Consider the following 21334-nt stretch of genomic DNA (forward strand, 5'->3'; position numbering starts at 1 on the left):
AGAGATTATGTTTTGGATTATCAACTGATAACAACTGATGACGAATTACAGCAGGTTTGCGAACGTGCCAGTCAGGTTTCACGCATTGCGTTAGATACCGAATTTGTTCGAACCCGCACTTATTACCCTCAGTTAGGGTTGATTCAACTTTATGATGGTGAACAGCTCGTTTTAATCGATCCGCTGAATATTCAGCAATGGGAGCCGTTTCGCGCACTATTGATTAATCCAAAGGTTATTAAGTTTCTTCATGCCTGCAGTGAAGATCTGGAAGTCTTTCTCCATGAGTTTGGTGTATTGCCTGAACCCATGATCGATACTCAAATACTGGCGGCATTCAATCAACGTTCGCTTTCTACCGGATTTGCGGCATTGGTTGCGGAGTATCTGGATATTGAACTGGATAAAAGCGAATCCCGAACCGATTGGCTGGCGCGTCCATTGACCGAAAGACAATGTATTTATGCGGCAGCGGATGTTTTCTACCTGTTGCCCATTGCTGATGCCATTTTGCAAGAGACTGAACAATTAAAATGGCTGGATGCTGCGAAAAATGAATGCATCATGATGAGTAAGCGCCGCTGTGAGCAGCTTACTCCTGAAGACGCCTATATTGATATTAATAACGCCTGGCAGCTCAATAACCGCCAGTTGGGTTGTCTGAAGCTGTTAGCCGCCTGGCGTTTGAATTATGCTCGCGAGCGGGATATGGCGGTTAACTTTGTGGTCAGGGAAGAGAACCTGTGGCAAGTAGCCAGACATCAGCCTTCATCAATGGGAGAGCTGGAACCGTTAGGATTAAGTGGGCCGGAAATTCGTTACCACGGTAGAACCATGCTGCGTTTAGTGGCTGAAGGGCTGCAATTGCCAGAAGAAGCCTTACCGGAAAAGATATCGCGTATTGTGGATCACGCAGGCTATAAGAAAGTATTTAAAGATATTAAAACTCTGATCCAGACTATTTCTGGTGAAAGTGGGCTGAATGTTGAGCTTCTGGCATCACGCCGCCAGATTAACCAGTTACTGAAGTTTTTTTGGCAACAGGATGCCAGTGAACAACCAGAGTTGATGCAAGGATGGCGCGGAGAATTAATGCGTGAACGTTTAGCTGCACTGCTTGAACAGGAAGCCAGGCCTTTTATGTAGGTTAGGTAGAAATGTCCGGATTAAAACAGAAAACCGCCGTTTAAGGCGGTTTTTCTCATTTGATAACGCTAAAAATTGCTACGCTTAACGCTTAGCTTCATCATTTTCAGGTAGCGTCACGTTAAGTTCCAGCACCGAGATATCATCACCTTTTTGCTCCAGCTGTACGGTAACCATTTCCGGGTCAATCTGCACATATTTGCAGATAACCTCAAGCAGGTCACGCTTCAACTGAGGTAAGTAGTGCGGCTCACTATCACCGCGACGACGTTCCGCAACGATAATTTGTAGCCGCTCTTTAGCGATATTGGCGGTTGGCTTTTTACGGGACAGGAAAAAATCTAACAATGCCATGGCTTATGCCCCTCCAAACAGTCGCTTTAACAGACCTTTCTTCTCTTCAGTCAGGAAACGGAATGGTATTTCTGCACCTAACAAACGCTCAACGGTATCCGCATAAGCTAAGCCAGCATCAGATTCGGTATCCAGAATAACAGGTTCACCCTGGTTGGAAGCACGCAACACTGACGGGCTTTCTGGAATAACACCCAACAGAGGAATACGCAGAATTTCCAGTACGTCTTCAACGCTTAACATATCACCACGGTTAACGCGGCCTGGGTTATAGCGGGTAACCAGCAAATGTTCTTTAATGGGTTCCTGGCCATTTTCAGCACGGCGGGATTTTGATGCCAGAATACCGAGAATACGGTCGGAGTCACGTACTGATGAAACTTCCGGGTTAGTTGTGATAATGGCTTCATCTGCGAAATACAGCGCCATCAGGGCTCCGCTTTCGATACCGGCCGGAGAGTCACAAACGATAAAATCGAACTCCATCTCACCCAAGTCTGCCAGAACCTTTTCCACGCCTTCTTTAGTTAATGCATCTTTGTCGCGAGTTTGGGATGCAGGCAGAATATAGAGATTTTCTGTACGTTTATCTTTTATCAGCGCCTGATTAAGCGAGGCATCACCCTGAATAACGTTAACAAAGTCATATACGACACGGCGTTCACATCCCATGATTAAGTCGAGATTACGCAGTCCGATATCAAAATCGATAACGACAGTTTTATTTCCTTTTTGTGCTAAACCAGTTGCAATGGCAGCGCTGGAGGTGGTTTTACCAACGCCCCCCTTACCGGAAGTAACAACAATAATTCGTGCCATAAGGTGTTCCTTGTAAATAAGGCTTAATTTAATGATTCAATAGTTAAAATGTTATCTTGCAAAAACAGTCTTGCGCCGCGCTCATAGAATGTAGATGGAATTCTGTCACTTAGCCAATATTCACCGGCAACAGAGACTAATTCAGCAGCAAGCTGGGTACAAAAAACCTGACTGGTCACATCGCCACTGGCACCCGCCAGCGCGCGACCACGCATCATACCGTAGACATGAATATTGCCATCGGCAATCAGCTCAGCACCTGAACTAACCGAACTAATAACCACAAGGTCGCAACCGCGAGCATAAATTTGCTGACCGGTACGAACGGGAGTGCTGATTATTCGGGTTTTTGGTGGAGGAGGAGGTGGTGGTGCAGCTTTGGTTACTTTTCCTGCTTTGCCTTCTGTCAGTAGCGGTAAACCGGCAGATTGGATAGAGCGTTTTTGTTCATCACTATGAAAACCACTTACACCAACCACGCGTAAGCCAGCATCCATTACTGCTCGCTGCACTTGCAACCAATCAGCATCAGGTGTGAGTGCAGCAACGTTCAAAACCACGGGTGCATTCTGCAAAAAAGCGGGAGCTTGCTTCACCTTTTCAGTTAAAGCTTCGCGAATGATATTCGGTTCTGAATGATTCAAATGAACAACAGACAGAGTAAAACTGCTGCCTTTCAATTCAACTGGCGATTGTGACATCTATCCTACTCAGTTTTTGGCTCCCGCTATTATAGCCAGAGCGCTGTTTTAATGTTCAATATTGTAAAATGCACGAACGTATAACAGCATGTTATAGTTAGCGGCATATCTAGGCAAGTCAATGACTCAATTAATTAGAGCGAAAGAACAATGTTGTGTGCAATTTATCGTAGCAATAAACGCGATCAGACCTATCTTTATATTGAACAGAAGGATGACTTTTCCAAAATCCCTGAAGCATTGATGAATAGTTTTGGTAAACCTGTGTTTGTGATGACTCTGGAATTAGAGCAAAGAGCGAAATTGGCCTCGGCAGATATTGCCAGAGTGAAACAAGATTTGATTGAACAGGGATTCTATTTACAGGTACCACCTCCGGTTGAAAGCCTGCTAAAAACCCCTGATGATTTTGACGATTAATCCGCATTTAGATTTTAACAAAAATGATTTGATATTGTTTTTCGTTTTCATGGCCTTGTAAAAATAGATTTATTTATGCGGTTTGCGTCAGAATAATTTGGGATGAAGATAGTGAAATTATCAATGATAGCCTGGTTGACAGGTGTGGTTCTACTGGCCGGATGTAGCGGTAAAACCCTTCAGGCTCAACCCATTATCAAAAATACTGCAACCAGTGCTCCAACAGCGGAACAGAGTACCGCTTATAATGAGTCTCAGTTTCCTGCCTATGTAGAAAAACTCAAGGCCAGAGCATTGAGCGAAGGCATCAGCCAGCAAACTATCGATCGGGCGTTTGCGAATGTCTATTTTCTCAGTCGCGTAATTGATTCAGATAAAAACCAGTTAGAGAAAAAGATCACACTTGATGATTATCTGCAGAGAGTGTTACCAGACTGGAAAATAGATCGTGCTCGCCAAATGTATCAAGCTAATAAAAGTAAACTCAATAAAGCCAGTAAACGCTCTGGCGTACCGGCCAGCTATATTGTGGCGCTATGGGGTATGGAGAGTACTTTTGGTAAACGTCAGGGGAAAGAAGATATTATCTCTGCCTTAGCGACATTAGCTTTTGAAGGACGCCGCGAAGAGTTTTTTACCAAACAGTTGATAGCCGCGCTGCAAATTTTACAACAGGGTCATATTCAGGCTGATAAATTTAAAGGCTCATGGGCAGGGGCAATGGGACAATGCCAGTTTATGCCGACCTCATTCCTTAAATATGGGCTGGATGGTAATGGTGACGGGCGGATTGATATCTGGAATGACAAGGATGATGTATTCGCCTCAACGGCAAATTATCTGGCGACTGAAGGCTGGAACTCCAATGAAGGTTGGGGACAAGAGGTCAAATTAACCAAAGCACTGACTGATGCAGCTATCGGACTGGAAGATGCTAAAGCGAAGAGCGTCGCCGAGTGGCAGAAACAGGGTATTGTTCTTTCACATAAAGTTCCCGGAAAGCAGCAGGCCTGGATCATACAGCCTGATGATGCACAGGGGAGAACGTTTATGGTATTTAACAATTTCCGAACCATTATGCACTGGAACCGTTCTACCTACTTTGCGATCAGTATCGGTACTTTGGCAGATAAAGTTGTACAAAACTAAGCGCTTAATCTAAGTTTTTGTTACCGATGTAATGATACTATCGGACGATAACAATCGGACTACGCCAAATGGCCCGGCATAATGTCGGGTTGAGAACAATAATAAATCACTACATTGATAAAATCAGACAAAGGTTATGAAGGAGTAGCAATCATATGTATCAACATCGGGATTGGCAGGGTGACCTGTTAGAGTTACCTGTGAGCAAAGTAGTTTGCGTGGGCAAAAATTATTCAGACCATATCAAAGAGATGGGGGATAACACGCCTCAACAGCCGCTACTGTTCATTAAGCCTGAAACGGCGTTATGCGATATTACTCAGCCAATAGCAATTCCGGATGGATTCGGTTCTGTCCATTATGAAGTGGAGCTGGCGGTACTCATTGGTTTGCCGCTGAAGAATGCTGATGAAGGGCGGGTTGCTAATGCTATTGTAGGATACGGCATTGCTATTGATTTAACTCTGCGTGATTTGCAGGCAGAGTGCAAAAAAGCGGGCGAACCTTGGGAAAAAGCCAAAGCATTTGATAATTCTTGTCCTATTTCAGGCTTTATTCCGGTAGGGCAGTTTGGTGATGCCCAACAGGCTTCATTATCGTTGTCGATTAATGGTCAGGTGCGCCAGAACGGGAATACTCGGGAGATGATCACCCCAATTCTGCCGCTGATTTCCTACATGAGTCGCTTCTTTACGCTGCGTCCTGGCGATATCGTATTAACCGGTACTCCTTCAGGGGTTGGCCCGATTGAGCATGGTGATAACTTCATCGTTGCGCTTAATGGTAAAGAAATTACCAGCCGCGTGCTATAATCCTCTTATATCGTCTAAAACAGACGCCTGTAGCTAACCGTTACAGGCGTTTATTTTTAGATTAATCCCTTATTTATTAATACCGGAATACCATCATGAGCCAATCCTTTTTTTGGCAGCAAAAGACGCTGCCTGAGATGACCGATGACGAATGGGAGTCGTTGTGTGACGGATGTGGTCAGTGCTGTCTGAACAAACTGATTGACGAAGATACCGATGAAATCTATTTCACTAACGTCGCATGCGACCAACTGAATATTAAAAGCTGCCAGTGCAGTAATTACGATCGCCGTTTTGAACTGGAAGAAGATTGCATCAAACTTACCCGTGACAATTTACCTACTTTTGAATGGTTACCGCCAACCTGCGCTTATCGTCTGATTGCTGAAGGTAAAGCTTTACCAGAATGGCATCCGCTGTTGGCTGGTTCTAAATCAGCTATGCATGCTGCCAGAATTTCAGTGCGTCATATTGCGGTACCAGAGAGTGAAGTGATTGACTGGCAGGATCATATTTTAAATAAACCCGACTGGGCCAGGTAATAAGTTTATTTCTAGAATACAGTACCATGCCTGAGTCGAATGATGATTTTGTTGAGAATACCAATGACAATGATCCAAAACTCATTAATGAATGAATTTATACTCTCAGCAGATGATGACGGCTTCATCCCATTAAAAGTATTTGCTCAAAAAGCATTAAAGCGAAGTGCTAATGACATTAATACTTTCTTTGATCCTGAAAGCCGTTTTTATCAGCAATATCTACAAACCGTTATTCTTAACGTAAAACACAACGTTGTATTTACTCAACGCTATAAAAAAGATGGTTCTCCGGGAGCTCGTGTTTGTGAAGGTGGTGTACATAAAGACGATTTACTTATCTTTATTTTGCAAGCCCAAATAGCAATTGAGAATAATACAAAAAAGTTTGACGAAGTTTATAGAGACTATTATGAATTGAAATAACCTTGCTGAAAGCAGGATTATTCATGATTTTATTTGACCCCAGCCGCTTTGATGACAAAACAGTAATTATCGATTGTTCGACAAATAGTAGATTTAATACCCTTGTTTCTTGTGGTATCCCATTCTGAGTCTGTAGCATGTGGTAAACGCTCAATAATAGCAGGTGTGAAAAATATTAGGCGTTAGCCAAATTTTTTACTCATTGCAACCTTGCAAAATTCAATAATCAACTATTATGTATATATAAAGCCTAAGGAATTACAAATAGAATCAACCCGACAAGGTGATAAGCGGCAGTGCGGTAAGAAGATTGTTCAACCCCAGAGAGAGGTGGTCCAAAATATCTTCGATAGCCATAATTGGCAAGTCAGCACGCAACTTAGAGATACGTGGCAAAGCTGGCGGGAAGTTTGAAAAAAATGTGCGTATCGATAACATTAATATATTAACAGAGCCTTGCATTCGTGAGGCTTTTTTATTTCTCCCGGTGATTTTTGATTTCTACTGTAACTCGGGCATAACGCGCTTAATTTCTCTTTTTGCTATATCAAATTTTGTCAGAATATACTTATCGATTGATCTTTGAATTTATCAATTAATAAGTATTGTTTAGCAATCTATTATTTTTAATTAATTGTTAATTATAAGTTATTTTTTCATTCATAACATAGTATACTCCGCCGGCAGTTATTTTTGTAATTTGATTATGGTTTACGCCATAAAGCTGGAGTTTTCCCCTATGACAGGTCTGTTTTTGGGTCTTCTTCTCGGTTTTGTCATGCAACGTGGACGTTTTTGCATGGCAGGAGGGTTACGGGACCTCTATTTGTTTCGTGATAGTCGAATGACTATTGCTATGCTAATCATCATTACTCTTCAAAGCATCGGTCTGTTTATTCTTATCGACTTAGGTTGGGCGAAATTACCTTCGGGGGATTTTCGTTGGCTGGCAACTCTGGTCGGAGGGTTGATGTTTGGTATCGGAATGGGATTGGCAAGTTCTTGTTCTACAGGAGCTTATTATCGAGCTGCTGAAGGGCTGGTAGGAAGTATGATTGCCGTGTTTGGTTTTGTTATATCCAGTTGGTTTATTCGACAGCCGGATGGAAAACAGATCTTTGCGCCCATTAATGCTCCTTCTCTACCTGATGCGTCGCTTACTCAAACATTCAATATCTCTCCCTGGATTGCGGTTTTGGTTTTAACTATAACTACGCTTTTCTTGGTATATCGTCATCTGAATAAAAAATCGTTTCCAATTCCCCAACCTCAACCCAGAAAGCAGGGGATATCTCATTTGCTTTTTGAAGCCAGATGGCATCCTTTCGTTACCGCTACCATTATTGGCATTATTGCTTTATTAGCATGGCCATCCAGTTTGCTATCAGGGCGAGTTGGAGGGCTTGGTATCAGCGGGCCCAGTGCTCAACTATTTTCTTTAGTCACTGAAGGTAAAACGGGATTCTTTGGTTGGGCAGGGTACTTACTGATTGGAATATTTGTTGGTGCTCTTATTGCTGCCTGGGGAAGTCAGGAACTCAGAGTTCGTTCTCCTGGTTGGAAGGCATTAATCAAAAGCTTATTCGGTGGCTTATTAATGGGGGTTGGTAGCGGATTAGCTGGCGGTTGTATGTTGGGGAACACGGTAGTTAATACTGCATGGTTCTCATGGCAAGGATGGCTGTTTATTCCCTGCATATTAGTCGGTAGTTGGTTGGTAAGTTATTTCACCATTATCATTCCTAATCAATTAATTAAGAAAAGCGAGGCATAACACATGAAAACAATCGTACTGGATACTACAGGTAAGCTTTGTCCATTCCCGTTAATTGAAGCTAAAAAGCAAATTGCAGAACTTAACGCTGGTGATACCTTAGTTATTGAATATGACTGTGCGCAGGCAACTGAAAATTTACCTCGCTGGGCGGTTGAAGACGGTCATGAAGTGACTAGTTTTAAACAAACCGGTGATGCTCAATGGCAAATAAGTATTCAAAAAGGTTGATACGATCTATTTTTGATTAACCCTCTTCGGAGGGTTTTTTTATTGGTTTGAAATTTCTGGTGATACACCGTATCTGATAGTTATTTTCTGTTTATAAAGTTAAACACAATTGTATAGAATGAGGCGTTAAATTAACTAAAAGGAGTTTAGTATGCGTCGAATTCTTGTTGCCTTAACGGTAATGGTATCAGCCAATGCATTAGCTGCAGGCTGTGCAACACCGCGTAATGCCTTTGATCAGGTTTATTGTAGTAGTACGGTATTTTCTCAGTTAGATCGTGATTTAAACCAGCAGTATTCTCGTGTAGTGAAGCTAGTCAGTGCAGAACAAAAGGCTATTTTGAAGAAGAGCCAGCTAAATTGGATCAAGCAACGGGATGATAACTGTAGCGAAGAGAAAAACAGCGGGTATTTTGTCAATTTAACCTGTGCTAACAATATGATGAATGAACGAATTGCTTTCCTTAAAGAACGCGAGCATGAATGTAGCAGCACCGGTTGTGTGTCATCTAAACTAGCCGAATAAGCCATTTGTTATTTAAGGCCTCGCAATGCGAGGTTTTTTTATGATCGATGCTTAAAACCGTAGTTAACAAAAAAGCGCCGATAATGGCGCTTTTTGAACATTGATCTTCTGATTTATATATCAGAGTGGATTGTTATAGAAAAAACGTCTCTTTGGTTTAACAAACTGAGCAATAATAACCAAAGCAACAATAACTAAATTAATAGCGAAAATAATCAATAACCATTGTGGCATTTCTAATGAAAGGAATGACCACTGTTTTTCACTGCAATCACCGTTAGCTACAAATAACGCTGGTAACCATTTATCCAGCGGTAGCCAGGTTGGAAAGTTAACAAAAATATCACAGGTGTTTGCCGGGGAAGGGTAAAGCTGAATCATGGTGTGTTTCCATGTCAACAATAGGCCTTCGATAGTGCTGTATAGCCATACAATGATAGCCAGAAAACGTATCAGCGTAGAGGAAGGTGCCAACATACCAATCAAGGCTGCGCCTAAAATACCAAACAGAGCGCAACGTTCGTAAATGCAGAGCACACAAGGTCTCAGTAACATTACGTGTTGGAAATAGAGGGCAATTAACTCAAGTACAATAACAATCAGAGCCAGAAGAAACCAGGCACCTCTTCCTTTAGAACAGCTATTTAAATAACATAACATGATTAATTCACTTTAATATGTATGAGCGATCGCCGATAGCGGTAGTTTAAACTAGTTTTATTTCTATGCCATCTTTCAAATGACATTATGGTTAAGATTTTCTTTGTAAGCCAAGGATTTTTTCCTGCATGGCTGATTTAGAATGAATAAGTAATTTTTTACACTGAAATTAGCCTGTTTTTGTAATCTAAACCACAGTTTACTCTATTTGATATTTTGAGATGCTATATCCGGCTATGGCCTTCTGGTATGATGCAACAAATCGTTTTAATTTTTGTACCTTAATGGAATAGCACTTTTATGGTGATCAAAGCGCAGAGTCCGGCAGGATTTGCGGAAGAGTATTTAATTGAGAGCATTTGGAACAACAGGTTTCCCCCTGGTACCATTCTGCCCGCAGAACGTGAACTCTCCGAACTTATTGGCGTAACTCGTACCACATTGCGTGAGGTATTGCAGCGTTTAGCCCGAGATGGCTGGCTGACAATTCAGCACGGTAAGCCAACTAAAGTAAATAACTTCTGGGAAACTTCCAGCTTGAGTCTGCTGGAAACGCTGGTACGTTTAGATCACGATAGCGTTCCTCAGTTAATTGATAACCTTCTGGCCGTCAGAACCAATATCGCTGCTATCTTTATTCGGGCTGCGGTTCGTCAAAATCCGGAAAAGGCGCTGGAAGTTTTAGCTCAGGATAATGGTTTTGAAGAGCGTCCGGAGCTATTTACCGAGTTGGATTATAATATTTTCCGCGGTTTAGCATTTGCCTCAGGTAATCCGATCTATGGTCTGATTCTTAACGGTATCAAAGGGCTATATATCCGCGTTGGTCGCTATTATTTTTCTAATCCAGAAGCGCGCCAGTTAGCCCTGAACTTCTATCAACGTCTTTCTGACTTATGCCGCGACAGACTACACGATCAGGTGATGGAATGCGTACGCCAGTACGGTAAAGCCAGTGGTATTATCTGGCATAAGATGCAAAGCAACATGCCAAAGGATTTGGCTGAAGCAAATTAATCGGTATTCGAAAGATGTAATAAGGGGCGCAATAAGCGCCCCTTATTATTGAGCTCAAATTAACAGAGGGCAATTTGAGGGGAGCTGGCATCGAATAGCAGCAGGTACCACTTCAATTTGAAATTGATTGCCTTTTAATGGCTCTCCATCAAGATTAAGGATCATCTCATGGCTGGAAGTAAGGGTCAGACTATTTAAGGATTTCTCAATAATATGCTCACTGTCTTTGCCGTTGATTAAGCTGGAGAGCAGGGCAGGCAACGATTCATCTGCCATCAGAATAGCCAGTTGCAACTGTCCATCGTTAATTTTAGCATCAGGACACAGGGGATGACCGCCTCCAGCCTGCTTGCCATTACCGATGCCTATCACCAGTGCTTCCCCTGACCAGTGAAAGTTATCTGCTGTAATCGTGCAATTGTCGGGTTTTAACGTGTTAGCCTGAGTAATGCCGTGCAGCAGGTAAGAAAAACCACCTAATGCTGCCTTAAGTTTATCCGGTGTTTCAGTAGTGATTTTGGTACCAAAACCGCCGGTAGCCATATTAATGAAATAGTGCTGCTGGTTTACCTTCACCATATCAATAGCAACCGGGTTACCGTTCAGGGCCAGAATTAAAGCCTGATAAGGTTGTTCCGGAATTTGACAGGCGGTAGCAAAATCGTTGGCGGTTCCTAGTGGTAAGATCCCCATTGCGGGTCTGGAATGACTGTTCAACTGTACGATTGCTGCCGCAACCTCATTAATGGTTCCATCACCACCTCCGGCAATAACCAGTTCAGCGTGTTGTCGTTGCGCCTCGGTAACGTAACGACCAGCATCACCGTATTCCCAGGTGACCCTGACTTCGAGTTGGTATCCTTGTTCCCTGAGTTTTTTTATCGCGTCCCGAACCTCGGGTGTATTGGCTCCTTTACCGTTTAAGATAATAAAAGCATTGGGTGATATAGCCATTACACCTCCTGAAAGTGAAAAATAAGAGAATATAAAAACAGTATAACGATTCAATTACGAGTGATAATATTTTTACCAATTGTTTACATTAAAATAATTTGTTGCCTGATAAATATAAGGAAGAAAATCATGATTGCGGTAATTTTTGAAGTGCAGATAAAACAGGGGCATAAACAAGCTTATCTGGATTTGGCAGCAGAACTAAAACCTTTACTGGTAGAAATGGATGGTTTTATTTCTATTGAGCGTTTTGAAAGTCTGTCTGAACCGGGCAAGATTTTATCACTTTCATTTTGGCGTGATGAAGAAGCTGTTCTGCAGTGGCGGCAATTAGAATTGCATCGGCAGGCACAGGCTAAAGGCCGGGCGATGATTTTTAATGATTATCGGCTCAAGATTGCCGGAATTATTCGCGATTATGGTATGACTGACAGGGAACAGGCACCCAATGATAGCCGCATTATGCATGGCTAAATCAGTCGAAAAGAGAGACAAAAGAATTTTGAGAGACGCTAAAAAAAAGAAACCAGCCCAAGGGAGATTGGACTGGTAAGGAGGTGGTTTCTATTAAAGAGATAATAGGAACACAACTAGTTATTAATCTTTAGGACTGAGATAGTAGTCCTTTTATTTGCTAATAGATGTGATCCATTTCTAATAATTTGAATTAAAGCGTGTGATTTTTATCACCGCCAGTGGAAAAAAATCATTTTTATGCACTATGCGGATTTCTGGTGTTGTTGTTTCCCGCTAAATTACGCATCAACAAAGCATATTCCAGATTAACATCATCCGGAACCGGCAAATAAACCACGTGCCCGTTACCCGGGGCTACTTCGGTAGGTTGGCCTTTGCTGGTTTCCATTGATTCAATAGTGAAATGGATGTTGCCCTGAGGGGTCATCATCTCCACACTATCACCAACAGAAAATTTATTTTTTACATCAACAGCGGCTAAACTATTACGTCGTTCACCGGTAAACTCACCAACAAATTGCTGACTGTCAGAAATAGAGTAGCCGTAATCATAATTTTGATGCTCATCGTGTACATGGCGACGCAGGAAACCTTCGGTATATCCCCGATGGGCCAATGACTCCAGTGTTGTCATCAGCGACTCATCAAATGGTTTACCTGCAACTGCATCATCAATAGCCCGGCGATAAACCTGAGCAGTACGCGCGCAGTAGTAGAACGATTTGGTGCGACCTTCAATTTTTAATGAATGAACGCCTAACTGGGTTAAACGCTCAACATGTTGAACAGCACGCAGATCTTTAGAGTTCATAATATAAGTGCCGTGTTCGTCTTCAAAGGCACTCATATACTCGCCCGGACGCAGTGCTTCTTCAATCATAAATACTTTATCGGTAGGGGCTCCGGCACCTAATGTAGGCTCAACGTTTTTTACCGGGATTGGCTCATGAATATGCACAATGTTACCTGTGTCATCTTCTTTGCCTTCTTCTACTTTGTATTCCCAGCGACAAGCGTTAGTACAGGTACCCTGATTAGGATCGCGTTTATTTATATAGCCAGAGAGCAGACAACGGCCAGAGTAAGCCATGCATAAAGCGCCATGCACAAAGGTTTCCAGTTCAATATCGGGTACCTGCTGGCGAATTTCTTCAATTTCTTCCAGCGACAGTTCGCGGGAAAGGATAACGCGGGTTAGCCCCATCTGTTTCCAGAATTTTACCGTCGCCCAGTTGACAGCGTTGGCCTGTACCGAAAGGTGAATATCAATATCAGGAAATGCTTCACGTACCATCATAATCAGGCCAGGATCGGACATGATCAATGCATCTGGTCCCATTTCTACCACGGGGGCCAGATCGCGAATAAAGGTTTTTAGCTTGGAGTTATGAGGAGCGATATTAACCACCACATAAAACTTTTTGCCAAGGGCATGGGCTTCATTAATACCTAAAGCCAGATTCTGATGATTGAATTCGTTGTTACGTACCCGCAGGCTGTAACGAGGCTGACCGGCATAAACTGCATCTGCGCCATAAGCAAAGGCGTAACGCATATTTTTAAGCGTACCGGCCGGAGAAAGTAATTCCGGTTTAAACATGTTGTTGGTCTCTTAGTCTGATCACAAGTCAGAGCCGCACCCTAAGGGTACAGCTTTGGGAAAATCCCAGGGCCGGAATTGTAGACCTGGTTGAGGGGAATGGCAACGCAGGAATATCCACTTATACCGTTTGTTTATCACCAATAAGTGTAAGTCGACCGCAACACAGTAGTTCGATCGACGACATAGGTCGGAAACAGCTCCAGTTCCTTACTGATAGATTTGGTACAGTCGTTGCGATCATTCCATTCCAGACAGTCGGTTTGTTTACTGCCAAGATAGTAGGGGGATACGGTAATTTCTATCATTCCACTGGCGCGTTGCTGCTGGTCATACAGATAACTGATATTCATAGTTGGGCTGATTAAGGCGAAAGGTTTATTGTCCGGTTGATAGAAGAAACGATATTCACCATTTACCGACTCATCACTGCCGCTTAACAGGCTGTAGGCCATACGAAATTTGTCATCAGTTTTATAGATACCGTCGGTAACGCCAGTTTCTGCTTTTTTCTCATCGCTACCAGAAATGTAATTATCCGTTGAGCTAACAATCAGTCCTTTATCATCCGTCTGATAATCAATTGCGCCTTCCCGGGCATAAAACAGCTTATTCATACCAAAAAGAGTGACATTGTAACTATTTCTCCAGCCCTGCTGAATTTTACTAATATCGTAGCTGGAATCAATACGAAAGCGCAGTTCATTGCGGGTCATTTGAGCATACATATCGGTTAACTGGCCACAGCGATCGTAATTAAATTTATAGTAAAAGGCAGAACGCGTGTTGTCGCTTTCAGTGACGGTTTCCACTACACGGGCGTGATTAAACTCAGGCATGCTTAACAGCGCCAGATGATTATTAACAATAATATCTTTGTTTATCGGGCAGCTTCCCGGGGTATCTGCATGGGCTACGGAAGCTAGCAAAGCTGGAATAACCAGAACCAAAGGGGAACTTTTAATAACTAAACTCATTAACCTGACAACTCCTGTTGTGTTATTCCATTTCTGCTTAGAAAGGTATAAATACCTGTTTTGTTACTCTTCCCAACGGTAGCCTAATCCATATACCGAACGAATAAAGACTTTTTCTGGCGCTAAGGTTTCCAGTTTACGGCGTAAATTCTTGATATGACTGTCTACAGTACGATCGGTTACTACACGATAATCATCGTAAAGATTATCTAACAGCGATTCCCGCGTCAGTACCTGGCCTGAATGGGATGACAGAGTTTTAAGCAACCGAAACTCAGCGGCGGTTAAATCAAGGCTGGTATTGTTATAACGAACCTGAAACTGTGATTCGTCTAATTGCAGTCCCAGCTCCGGCGAAGGTAGCTCTCTGGCGGGCAGATAACAGCGCCTTAAAATGGTTTTAACCCGAGCCACTACTTCTCGTGGGCTATAGGGCTTACAGATATAATCATCAGCGCCAATTTCCAGTCCGGACAGGCGGTCTATCTCTTCGGTTTTTGCTGTTACCATGACTACCGGAACATCAGAAAACGTACGGATCTCCCGGCACAGTGTAATGCCATCAACACCCGGCAGCATCAAGTCTAACAGGATCAGCGAAGGCGGGTATTGTTTCACCCAACTAATCACTTTCTGACCCTGAGTAATTAAATGTGTGCGATATCCGGCCGCCTGAAGATAATAAATTAATAACTGACCCAGTTTAGGCTCATCTTCTACAATCAATACTGGCGGCAAGTCATTACCGGTCAATAGGGTACTTTCTGTCATAGTTATGAGGATACCGTTTCTGTTACCAGCGGCAAGAGTAACTAATTTCCAGCCCGCCTAAAGCAGAATGGCTGGCGCTAATTTCTCCGCCGTGAGCATCAACAATATTCCAGCAGATGGACAGGCCGGGTCCGGAGCCGCCGCTGGCCCGGTTACGTGAAACTTCAGTACGATAAAAACGCTCGAAAATCTGACTCAGTTGCTCGTCGGTAACGCCGGGGGCAGAATCCTGCCAGTGTAATAGTATTGATTGTTTGGTTACTGTTGCGGAAATATGTAGCTGTCCCTGAGTATTGTCACTACTGGCATCAGTATAGCGCAGGCTGTTCTCTAATAAATTGTGAAATAGTTGCGATAAACGATCCGGATCGCCAAACACGATTGCGTTTGGCGGTAGTTCTGTTTCGATAGCTAATCCTTTATGACTGAAGCGGCTGTGATAGGCAGCAATCGCCTGTTCCAGTAAGGCTATCAGATTGAGATCGCTCTTCTTATAGGTTAGTGCCCCTAAATCGGATAATGAAAGCTGATGCAAATCATTAACTAATTTAGTCAAAGATCGCACTTCAGCCTGGAGTGAATGTAATGAAGTCGGCGTTAACTGGCGTACGCCGTCTTCCAGTGCCTCCAGTTCTCCCTGCAATACCGCTAATGGTGTACGCAGCTCATGAGAAACATCGGCAATAAATGCCCGTCGCATACGTTCGTTTTTTTCCAGAGTATTGGCCAGTTGGTTAAAGTCATTGGCCAAAATTCCCAACTCATCTTTACTGGTAATTGGAACCCGGGCAGAAAAGTCTCCGGCTGCCAACTGATGAGTACCGGTCACAAGGCGTTTTACTCGTGATAACAGGCTGCGGGAAACCAGCAGTGTAGTGACGGCAGCTAACAGGGTCGAAAGGGCAATCAGCATCCAACTGGTGCGATTCTGTTGTTTAGCAAAGTTGATGTCGGCACTGCGGGTAAGTTTTTCGCTGGGCATGCCGACAATCCAACCGATGGTTTTCCCATCCAGCGTAATGGCTTTACGGGTCGCATGACGTGGAACCGGATGAGAAGATCCTGCCAGCATATGGTTCTCGGTATCAAAGATCCAGAAAGGAACGCGCCATCCCTGAGGTGGTAGTGCCTGTTCGTCACTTTCATCATCATTTTGTTCTACCGCTCGTAGAAACTGATAGATGATTTTTTCATTGCGTTGAAGGAATTGCCAGTTGCCTTCATGGCGATAACGTTCGGCCAGAGCATTGCCCAATAAACTTAAGCGCTGCTCATTACTGGAGCGAATATAGTCGGTAAAACCACGTTAAACTCAGGCGAACTCCCCAGTGCATGGTAATCAGCACCAGCATGCAGGTGGCTAAAATAGCAAAGAACAGTTTTCCGGTGATCCCCATTTTCATTAGATTTGATTTCCGCTAGTTATCGGATTTATCCCGGTTTTTACCGGAGCCCAGCAAGACGTTTTTGGCACTGTCTTTGGGAACTCGGGCAAAAATCGCCGTTGGGATTAACATAATTAAACCAATGCACAGATAGGTATATAAGAACGCCTGTTGAACCTCAGGGCTACCAACTGCCACATGATGCATTGAGAAGACCCCCAGTAAAATCCCGGCGGTACTGACACCCAGGCTCATGGATAATTGCATAACCATCGACAGCAAACTGTTGCCGCTGCTGGCAAACTCATCGGGCAGATCTTTGAGCGTCAGGGTGTTCATAGTGGAAAAACGCACGGCATTAGTCACACCGAGCATAAATAGCAGGAATGGAATGACGATATACCATCCCAACATGCCTGCAATCGGAATCATTAACGTAATGGCCGGTAAGGCTAAGGTCGCAATACTCAGAACACCCCGATAACCATAGCGATTAACAATTTGTACCACCAGACGCTTAATACTCATACTGCCGATGATCATGGGAATCATCATTAAACCAGCATGAAATGGGGAAAAGCCTAAGCCGATTTGTAAATATAGCGGTGTCATAAAAGGCAACATTCCGCTGCCGATACGGGCGAATAAACTGCCGGTTAGTCCCAGAGAGAAGGTAGGGATTTTAAACATGGCTAAATTGAACAGCGGTGCTGTTGCCCGACGAGCATGCAACCAGTAAAGTCCAAGTGCGGCAACGCCACTGGTACACAACAATAGAATAGTTGCCGGTGCCAACCCTAAACCAGAATGACCATCCAGAGAAAGGGTAATAGTAGCCATACCAATGGCTAATAGAATAAAGCCAACCACATCAAAGGGGCGTGGCGGCATCTTGTAGTTAGGCATAATCATCAGCGTTGCCAGTACACCAATAATACCAACCGGAATATTAATCAGAAAAATCCAGTGCCAACTGGCGTACTCTACCAGAAAACCACCCAACGCAGGCCCCATTAATGGCCCTACCTGACCGGGTAAGGTAACAAAGGTCATAGCTGCCATATACTGTTCACGAGGAACAATTTTCATTACGGTTAACCGACCAACGGGCACCATCATGGCACCACCAATTCCTTGAATTACTCTGGCACGAACCAACTCCTGTAAGCTTTCTGACTGGGCACAAAGCAGGGAGCCTAAAGTAAAAAGCACAATGGCTGACAGAAATACGGGCTTAACGCCGATGCGATCGGCTAACCAGCCGCTGGCGGGTAGCCCTACGGCAACCGTCAGAATATAGGCAACGATTACTGATTGCATCTGTAGCGGACTTTCATTCAGACTAACAGCCATAGAGGGTAAGGCAGTATTTAAAATAGTGGTGTCCAGTGACTGCATAAAGAAACCCAGAGCCACAATCCACAGTTGCCAACGCACATTAGCAGTACTATTTTTCATTTGGTGTTGGCTCCTCCGGCCAGACTAATGTGGTGAGTGGATGATCAGTGACCGGTTGTCCCGGTGCCAGTTTTGATGCTGATGACGAACCACGGTTTTTATACCAAAGCCTTAAGCGATCAAAATAGAGATATATCACCGGTGTGGTATACAGTGTTAATAGCTGACTCATGACCAGCCCACCAACAATAGTAATGCCCAGAGGCTGTCGTAACTCTGCGCCATCGCCGCTACCGAGAACCAGCGGGACTGCACCAAAAATAGCGGCCAGAGTAGTCATCATAATGGGTCTGAAACGCAACAAGCAGGCCTGAAATATAGCCTCGCGAGGTGTCAGGTTACCTTGTCTTTCTGCGGTGAGCGCAAAATCCACCATCATAATGGCATTCTTCTTCACTAAACCAATTAACAACATCACACGATCAGGGCAATCAGGCTGAATGGCGTATCAAACAGCTCTAAAGCCAGTATAGCGCCAACCCCGGCAGATGGCAGGGTGGATAAAATGGTCAGTGGATGAATATAACTTTCATACAGTACACCCAACACGATATAGACAGTGACAATAGCCGCAATAATCAGAAAAATCTGTGATTGCAGCATTTCCTGAAATACCTGAGCAGTACCGGCAAATGATCCTCTGACCGTATTTGGAACCCCTAATGCGGTCATAGAACGTTCAATGGCAGTAGTGGCCTCGGATAATGAGTATCCCTCTGCCAGGTTAAACGAAACGGTGGACGCAGCTGATGGTTAACTGATAACGGCGCATTTGCCGGCATCCATTGGGCAAAGTAGGAAAGGGGAATCGGTTTGCCATCCTGATTGATGACAAACATCTTATCCAGAGCACTCTGGTCCTGGGCAAACTCGGGTGCGACTTCCATCACGACTTTATACTGGTTCAGTGGTTGGTAGATGGTAGAAATCTGTCGTTGTCCAAACGCATTATTCAACAGGGCATTGGCAGCAGAAACATCAATCCCTAATCGTGACATCGTTTCACGGTTATAGGTGATAGCAATTTCGGCCCCTTTGTCCTGTTGGTCAGAGTTTACATCAGCCAGTTCAGGCAGAGTGGCGAATGCAGTCCGAATTTTCGGCTCCCATTCGCGCAGGGTGCTCAGGTCATCAGACAGCAAAGCATATTGATAACCAGCGTTAGATTGACGCCCTCCGGCTCTGACATCCTGAACCGCCATCAGAAATAAACTGGCTCCTGGTTCCTGAGACAGTTTACCTCTCAGACGGTTTATCACTTGTTGGGCGGTATCTTTACGCTCAGAGAGTGGTTTTAGCGAGATAAACATTGAGCCACTATTGGTGCGTGAACCACCGGTGAATCCGGTCACGTTATCCACATCCCGATCGCTACTGACGATTTTCATCAGTACTTCCATTTTCTTTTTCATTGCTTGAAAAGAGATGCTTTGGTCAGCCTGCACAAATCCCATCAATCGACCGGTATCCTGCTCAGGGAAGAAGGTTTTTGGGACATTTATATACAGCCAAACGTTGAGCACAATAGTGCTAAGAAAGATCACAAATACAAACCGGGAGTGATCCAGCGTCCAGCTGAGAGTACGGGCATAGCCTTGTTGCAGAGTAACAATAATGCGGCCAAACCCTTGTGATGAACGTGGACGTTCCTGTTTTTTAGCACGTAACAGGCGGGCACACATCATGGGTGTTAGGGTAAGGGAAACAACCAGTGAAATCCCAATAGCCACCGACAGTGAAATAGCAAATTCACTAAATAAACGACCGGGCAGGCCACTCATAAATAACAGAGGAATGAACACCGCTACCAGAGAAAGGCTCATCGAGAGAACGGTAAAACCAACTTCACTAACGCCTTTCAGTGCGGCATCGAAAGGTTTTAGTCCCGCTTCAATATGGCGGGCAATGTTTTCCAACACCACAATAGCATCATCTACCACAAAACCAGTGGCAATGGTTAAGGCCATGAGTGACAGGTTATTCAGGCTAAAGCCGAGCATATACATGGCGGCACAGGTACCAATCAGTGAAACCGGTACAGCGACCGCCGGGATCAGTGTGGCACGGCCAGAACGCAAAAACAGGAACACTACCAGAATCACCAGCGCAATAGCGATGATTAATGCCCGTTCAACCTCCACCAGCGAAGCTCGGATAGTGGGTGAGCGATCCTGAGCAATGGCCAAATTAATCGAAGCAGGAATATAGGATTGCAGTTCAGGCATCTCGGCACGAATGCGGTCTACCGTATCAATAATATTGGCATCAGCGGAACGCCGAATCATGATCAAAATAGCCGGAACACCATTTGCCATACCGGCATTACGAATATCTTGTACCGAGTCGGTGATAGTGGCTACATCCTGCAGCCTGACCGCAGACTGATTATTGTAATGAATAATAATCGGCTTATATTGGTCAGCGGTTTTAATCTCATCATTGGTTTGAACCTGCCAGTTTTGATCGTCTGCCTTAAGAAAACCCTGGGGTTTGCGAACGTTAGCCTGACTAATGGCAGTTCTGACATCGTCTAACGAAACGCCCTGATTAAATAACGCCTGGGGGTTAAGTTGTACTCGTACGGCAGGTAAAGAACTACCACCAACAGAAACATCACCAACACCTTCCAATTGAGAGATCTTTTGTGCCAATTGGGTAGAGGCATAATCATACAGTTCACCCTGACTATAAACGTCGGAAGTTAATGTCAGAATCATAATTGGCGCGTCAGAGGGGTTGGCTTTCCGATAGGTAGGTCTTGATGGCATGCCACTGGGCAGCAAATTATGTGCTGCGTTAATGGCCGCCTGAACATCACGGGCAGCTCCATTGATATCCCGGTCCATATCAAATTGCAGAATAATCCGGGTACTGCCCAGCGAACTGGTTGATGTCATTTCATTTACGCCGGCAATAGCGCCCAGCGAGCGCTCCAGCGGGGTAGCAATAGATGATGCCATGGTTTCGGGTGATGCCCCCGGTAGTGATGCACTAACGGAAATCACTGGAAAATCAATTTTAGGCAGAGGTGATACCGGCAATAACCTAAAACCAAGAATACCGCTGAGAATAATGCCCAACGTCAGCAAAATGGTGGCTACCGGACGGTTAATAAACAGGGCATAGAACTTCATA

Annotated in this window: 20 protein-coding genes and 2 pseudogenes; 11 read left to right on the forward strand and 11 right to left on the reverse strand. The window is 44.1% G+C overall.

Translation table 11 applies throughout. The annotated features are described in order from the left end of the window. Positions 1–12: 12 nt before the first annotated feature. Entirely contained in the window at positions 13–1146 is a 1134-nt protein-coding gene (gene rnd, locus GOL65_RS01770) for a ribonuclease D (RefSeq protein ID WP_140918518.1), read from the forward strand. Positions 1147–1230: 84 nt separating this feature from the next. On the opposite strand, the gene minE is transcribed toward rnd, so the two are convergent. Genes minE through minC form a run of 3 tightly spaced genes read right to left on the reverse strand, consistent with a single transcriptional unit; the run spans position 1231 to position 3020 of the window. Next, a complete protein-coding gene (gene minE / locus GOL65_RS01775) occupies positions 1231–1500 on the reverse strand; it encodes a cell division topological specificity factor MinE (RefSeq protein ID WP_140918519.1) in 270 nt (89 codons plus the stop codon). Positions 1501–1503: 3 nt separating this feature from the next. Beyond that, positions 1504–2319, reverse strand: a complete 816-nt coding sequence (gene minD, locus GOL65_RS01780; protein ID WP_140918520.1) for a septum site-determining protein MinD — start codon at positions 2317–2319, stop codon at positions 1504–1506. Positions 2320–2342: 23 nt separating this feature from the next. Continuing rightward, positions 2343–3020: a septum site-determining protein MinC gene (minC, locus tag GOL65_RS01785; RefSeq protein WP_140918521.1), complete on the reverse strand. Its 678-nt coding sequence runs from the start codon at positions 3018–3020 to the stop codon at positions 2343–2345. A gap of 150 nt (positions 3021–3170) precedes the next feature. On the opposite strand from minC, the gene GOL65_RS01790 reads away from it, so the two are divergent. From GOL65_RS01790 to GOL65_RS01825, 8 genes are all read left to right on the forward strand, one after another. Further along, positions 3171–3440, forward strand: coding sequence for a YcgL domain-containing protein (locus GOL65_RS01790; RefSeq protein WP_140918522.1), 270 nt, complete (start codon positions 3171–3173; stop codon positions 3438–3440). A 111-nt stretch (positions 3441–3551) separates the two neighbouring features. Beyond that, entirely contained in the window at positions 3552–4589 is a 1038-nt protein-coding gene (locus GOL65_RS01795; RefSeq protein ID WP_228723110.1) for a lytic murein transglycosylase, read from the forward strand. Between the two features lie 155 nt (positions 4590–4744). Beyond that, the gene (locus GOL65_RS01800) at positions 4745–5401 is read left to right on the forward strand and encodes a fumarylacetoacetate hydrolase family protein (protein WP_140918523.1); all 657 of its coding nucleotides are present in this window, start codon (positions 4745–4747) and stop codon (positions 5399–5401) included. Between the two features lie 95 nt (positions 5402–5496). After that, a complete protein-coding gene (locus tag GOL65_RS01805; RefSeq protein WP_140918524.1) occupies positions 5497–5943 on the forward strand; it encodes a YcgN family cysteine cluster protein in 447 nt (148 codons plus the stop codon). Positions 5944–6006: 63 nt separating this feature from the next. After that, positions 6007–6369 carry a P-loop NTPase family protein gene (locus GOL65_RS01810; protein ID WP_140918525.1) on the forward strand — a complete coding sequence of 121 codons (363 nt, stop codon included), beginning with the start codon at positions 6007–6009 and terminating at the stop codon, positions 6367–6369. 739 nt (positions 6370–7108) lie between these two features. Beyond that, positions 7109–8143: a YeeE/YedE family protein gene (locus GOL65_RS01815; RefSeq protein WP_140918526.1), complete on the forward strand. Its 1035-nt coding sequence runs from the start codon at positions 7109–7111 to the stop codon at positions 8141–8143. A gap of 3 nt (positions 8144–8146) precedes the next feature. Beyond that, complete coding sequence (locus GOL65_RS01820; protein WP_140918527.1) at positions 8147–8374, forward strand: sulfurtransferase TusA family protein; 228 nt, start codon at positions 8147–8149, stop codon at positions 8372–8374. Between the two features lie 151 nt (positions 8375–8525). After that, positions 8526–8900 carry a lysozyme inhibitor LprI family protein gene (locus tag GOL65_RS01825; protein WP_179038127.1) on the forward strand — a complete coding sequence of 125 codons (375 nt, stop codon included), beginning with the start codon at positions 8526–8528 and terminating at the stop codon, positions 8898–8900. Between the two features lie 120 nt (positions 8901–9020). On the opposite strand, the gene dsbB is transcribed toward GOL65_RS01825, so the two are convergent. Beyond that, complete coding sequence (gene dsbB, locus GOL65_RS01830) at positions 9021–9560, reverse strand: disulfide bond formation protein DsbB (protein WP_140918529.1); 540 nt, start codon at positions 9558–9560, stop codon at positions 9021–9023. A 300-nt stretch (positions 9561–9860) separates the two neighbouring features. Here dsbB and fadR point away from each other — a divergent pair, with 300 nt between their 5' ends. After that, positions 9861–10577 (forward strand): fatty acid metabolism transcriptional regulator FadR, encoded by a 717-nt coding sequence (gene fadR, locus GOL65_RS01835; RefSeq protein ID WP_140918530.1) that lies wholly within the window; start codon positions 9861–9863, stop codon positions 10575–10577. 54 nt (positions 10578–10631) lie between these two features. On the opposite strand, the gene yegS is transcribed toward fadR, so the two are convergent. Further along, entirely contained in the window at positions 10632–11531 is a 900-nt protein-coding gene (gene yegS, locus GOL65_RS01840; RefSeq protein WP_140918531.1) for a lipid kinase YegS, read from the reverse strand. A 129-nt stretch (positions 11532–11660) separates the two neighbouring features. Between yegS and GOL65_RS01845 the strand changes: the two genes are divergently transcribed. After that, positions 11661–12005 carry an antibiotic biosynthesis monooxygenase family protein gene (locus tag GOL65_RS01845; protein WP_140918532.1) on the forward strand — a complete coding sequence of 115 codons (345 nt, stop codon included), beginning with the start codon at positions 11661–11663 and terminating at the stop codon, positions 12003–12005. Between the two features lie 238 nt (positions 12006–12243). Here the strand turns inward: GOL65_RS01845 and trhP are convergent, their stop codons facing one another. From trhP to mdtC, 6 genes and pseudogenes are all read right to left on the reverse strand, one after another. Further along, positions 12244–13608, reverse strand: coding sequence for a prephenate-dependent tRNA uridine(34) hydroxylase TrhP (gene trhP / locus GOL65_RS01850; RefSeq protein WP_140918533.1), 1365 nt, complete (start codon positions 13606–13608; stop codon positions 12244–12246). 137 nt (positions 13609–13745) lie between these two features. Then, positions 13746–14585 carry a hypothetical protein gene (locus GOL65_RS01855; RefSeq protein ID WP_140918534.1) on the reverse strand — a complete coding sequence of 280 codons (840 nt, stop codon included), beginning with the start codon at positions 14583–14585 and terminating at the stop codon, positions 13746–13748. A 63-nt stretch (positions 14586–14648) separates the two neighbouring features. Then, positions 14649–15356: an envelope stress response regulator BaeR gene (gene baeR / locus GOL65_RS01860; protein ID WP_140918535.1), complete on the reverse strand. Its 708-nt coding sequence runs from the start codon at positions 15354–15356 to the stop codon at positions 14649–14651. A 22-nt stretch (positions 15357–15378) separates the two neighbouring features. After that, positions 15379–16759: pseudogene (gene baeS / locus GOL65_RS01865) on the reverse strand (envelope stress sensor histidine kinase BaeS). 15 nt (positions 16760–16774) lie between these two features. Next, the gene (gene mdtD, locus GOL65_RS01870; protein ID WP_140918536.1) at positions 16775–18199 is read right to left on the reverse strand and encodes a multidrug transporter subunit MdtD; all 1425 of its coding nucleotides are present in this window, start codon (positions 18197–18199) and stop codon (positions 16775–16777) included. Then, positions 18189–21333, reverse strand: a pseudogene (mdtC, locus tag GOL65_RS01875) (multidrug efflux RND transporter permease subunit MdtC). Before mdtC ends, mdtD begins: the two are co-directional and overlap by 11 nt. Between the last annotated feature and the right edge of the window lies 1 nt (position 21334).

The organism is Limnobaculum xujianqingii (genome assembly GCF_013394855.1).
Lineage (GTDB): Bacteria > Pseudomonadota > Gammaproteobacteria > Enterobacterales > Enterobacteriaceae > Limnobaculum > Limnobaculum xujianqingii.

Excerpts from the sequence above, each read along its gene's own strand:
- minE (WP_140918519.1), bottom strand. The coding sequence starts at position 1,500 with ATGGCATTGTTAGATTTTTTCCTGTCCCGTAAAAAGCCAACCGCCAAT.
- minD (WP_140918520.1), bottom strand. The coding sequence starts at position 2,319 with ATGGCACGAATTATTGTTGTTACTTCCGGTAAGGGGGGCGTTGGTAAA.
- minC (WP_140918521.1), bottom strand. The coding sequence starts at position 3,020 with ATGTCACAATCGCCAGTTGAATTGAAAGGCAGCAGTTTTACTCTGTCT.
- GOL65_RS01790 (WP_140918522.1), top strand. The coding sequence starts at position 3,171 with ATGTTGTGTGCAATTTATCGTAGCAATAAACGCGATCAGACCTATCTT.
- GOL65_RS01800 (WP_140918523.1), top strand. The coding sequence starts at position 4,745 with ATGTATCAACATCGGGATTGGCAGGGTGACCTGTTAGAGTTACCTGTG.
- GOL65_RS01805 (WP_140918524.1), top strand. The coding sequence starts at position 5,497 with ATGAGCCAATCCTTTTTTTGGCAGCAAAAGACGCTGCCTGAGATGACC.
- GOL65_RS01810 (WP_140918525.1), top strand. The coding sequence starts at position 6,007 with ATGACAATGATCCAAAACTCATTAATGAATGAATTTATACTCTCAGCA.
- GOL65_RS01815 (WP_140918526.1), top strand. The coding sequence starts at position 7,109 with ATGACAGGTCTGTTTTTGGGTCTTCTTCTCGGTTTTGTCATGCAACGT.
- GOL65_RS01820 (WP_140918527.1), top strand. The coding sequence starts at position 8,147 with ATGAAAACAATCGTACTGGATACTACAGGTAAGCTTTGTCCATTCCCG.
- GOL65_RS01825 (WP_179038127.1), top strand. The coding sequence starts at position 8,526 with ATGCGTCGAATTCTTGTTGCCTTAACGGTAATGGTATCAGCCAATGCA.
- dsbB (WP_140918529.1), bottom strand. The coding sequence starts at position 9,560 with ATGTTATGTTATTTAAATAGCTGTTCTAAAGGAAGAGGTGCCTGGTTT.
- fadR (WP_140918530.1), top strand. The coding sequence starts at position 9,861 with ATGGTGATCAAAGCGCAGAGTCCGGCAGGATTTGCGGAAGAGTATTTA.
- yegS (WP_140918531.1), bottom strand. The coding sequence starts at position 11,531 with ATGGCTATATCACCCAATGCTTTTATTATCTTAAACGGTAAAGGAGCC.
- GOL65_RS01845 (WP_140918532.1), top strand. The coding sequence starts at position 11,661 with ATGATTGCGGTAATTTTTGAAGTGCAGATAAAACAGGGGCATAAACAA.
- trhP (WP_140918533.1), bottom strand. The coding sequence starts at position 13,608 with ATGTTTAAACCGGAATTACTTTCTCCGGCCGGTACGCTTAAAAATATG.
- GOL65_RS01855 (WP_140918534.1), bottom strand. The coding sequence starts at position 14,585 with ATGAGTTTAGTTATTAAAAGTTCCCCTTTGGTTCTGGTTATTCCAGCT.
- baeR (WP_140918535.1), bottom strand. The coding sequence starts at position 15,356 with ATGACAGAAAGTACCCTATTGACCGGTAATGACTTGCCGCCAGTATTG.
- mdtD (WP_140918536.1), bottom strand. The coding sequence starts at position 18,199 with ATGAAAAATAGTACTGCTAATGTGCGTTGGCAACTGTGGATTGTGGCT.